Consider the following 1,801-nt stretch of genomic DNA (forward strand, 5'->3'; position numbering starts at 1 on the left):
CCCCCGGGACGGCCGTCGGCCGCCCCACCGCGCTGTGGTCTTTCTACCCCCGGGGTACGACGTCGCGCCGCGAAGTGTTCGCGGGCTGGGAAGACCCTCGGTAAGCCGTGCGCTCCCGGCTACAGTCGGTCCGTGGCGCTCGGTCTTCCCTCGGTCCTCCCCAATCCCCAGCCGGCCATCGGGGAGCTGATCCGTGACGGCCGCCCCACCTTCTCCTTCGAGTTCTTCCCGCCGAAGACGCAGGCCGGGGAGAAGCTGCTCTGGCAGGCCATCCGCGAGCTGGAGTCGCTGCGCCCCTCGTTCGTCTCGATCACCTACGGCGCGGGCGGCTCGACCCGCGACACCACGGTGGCGGTGACCGAGCGGATCGCCACCGAGACCACGCTGCTGCCGATGGCGCACCTGACCGCGGTGAACCACTCGGTCGCCGAGCTGCGGCACGTGATCGGCCGGCTGGCCTCGGTCGGGGTGCGCAACGTGCTGGCCGTGCGGGGTGACCCGCCGGGCGACCCGGGCGGCGAGTGGATCGCCCACCCCGAGGGCGTCCGGTACGCAGAGGACCTGGTCCGGCTGGTCCGCGACAGCGGTGACTTCAGCGTCGGCGTGGCCGCCTTCCCGTACAAGCACCCGCGTTCGCCGGACGTGGACAGCGACACCGCGTACTTCGTGCGCAAGTGCCGGGCCGGCGCGGAGTTCGCGATCACCCAGATGTTCTTCGACGCCGACGACTACCTGCGGCTGCGTGACCGGGTGGCCGCCACCGGCTGCGACACGCCGATCCTGGCCGGGGTGATGCCGGTGACCCAGATCGGCACCATCGAACGCTCCGTGCAGCTGTCCGGCGCGCCGTTCCCGCCGGCGCTCGCCGAGCGGTTCGAGCGGGTGGCCGACGACCCGGAGGCGGTACGCCGACTCGGCGTCGAACAGGCGAGCGAGATGTGCGAGAAGCTGCTCGACGAGGGCGTGCCGGGGATCCACTTCATCACGCTCAACCGGTCCCCCGCGACCCGGGAGGTGTGGCAGCGGCTGCGCGCCGCCGCACGGGTGTGACCACCCGCCACACGACACCCGCGCCGTGCTTCTACGGTTGATCCGTGGTGGGCACACAGCTGAACTGGGACCAGTACGCGACCGCGTGGGCGCGGCTGCACGGCGGCTTCGATCCGCGTACCGCCGCGCCGGTGGTGCGCGCCTGGCTGCGCTTCGCCTACCACGTGGGCTACGTGCTGGGCCGGCTGCGCGTCGGCCCCACCCCGGTGACCGTGTTCGGGGTGCTGCTCTGCTTCTGCGTACCCCTGTTCGTGGAGCGGCCCGGCGACGGACCGTTCCTCGGCGCGCTGTTCGTGCTGCTGGCGGCGGTGGCCGACAGCGTCGACGGCGCGGTGGCGGTCGCGACCGGCCGCACCACCCGGCTGGGCTACGTCTACGACTCGGTCGCCGACCGGCTCGGCGAGGTGGCCTGGCTGATCGCGTTCTGGCTGCTCGGCGCGCCCGGCGTGCTGGTCGCGGCGGCCGGGGGCCTGTCCTGGCTGCACGAGTACGTGCGGGCGCGCGCGGTGTCGGCGGGGATGCGGGAGATCGGCGCGGTGACGGTGGGGGAGCGGCCCACCCGGGTCAGCGTGGCGCTGGTCGGGCTGCTCGTCGCCGGGCTCACCGGGCTGATCGACGCCGACCTGACGGCCGGCACCATCACCATGGCCACCACGGTGTGGGTGCTGCTCGCCGGATTCGGCCTGGGGCAGTTGCTCTCCGCCGTCCGCCGCGCCCTGGTCGACGCGGGCTGACCGCCGCGCCCGCGCCC

At 73.6% G+C, this 1,801-nt stretch carries 2 protein-coding genes; both read left to right on the forward strand.

Features of this window, described 5'->3' with window-relative positions:
- The first annotated feature begins 132 nt into the window (after positions 1-132).
- Positions 133-1,050, forward strand: a complete 918-nt coding sequence (gene metF / locus MCBG_RS28600) for a methylenetetrahydrofolate reductase [NAD(P)H] (protein ID WP_043329436.1) — start codon at positions 133-135, stop codon at positions 1,048-1,050.
- A gap of 44 nt (positions 1,051-1,094) precedes the next feature.
- Positions 1,095-1,784 carry a CDP-alcohol phosphatidyltransferase family protein gene (locus tag MCBG_RS28605; protein ID WP_043329438.1) on the forward strand — a complete coding sequence of 230 codons (690 nt, stop codon included), beginning with the start codon at positions 1,095-1,097 and terminating at the stop codon, positions 1,782-1,784.
- The last annotated feature ends 17 nt before the right edge of the window (positions 1,785-1,801 follow it).

Source organism: Micromonospora sp. M42, from assembly GCF_000568915.1.
In the GTDB taxonomy this organism is placed as follows: domain Bacteria; phylum Actinomycetota; class Actinomycetes; order Mycobacteriales; family Micromonosporaceae; genus Micromonospora; species Micromonospora chalcea.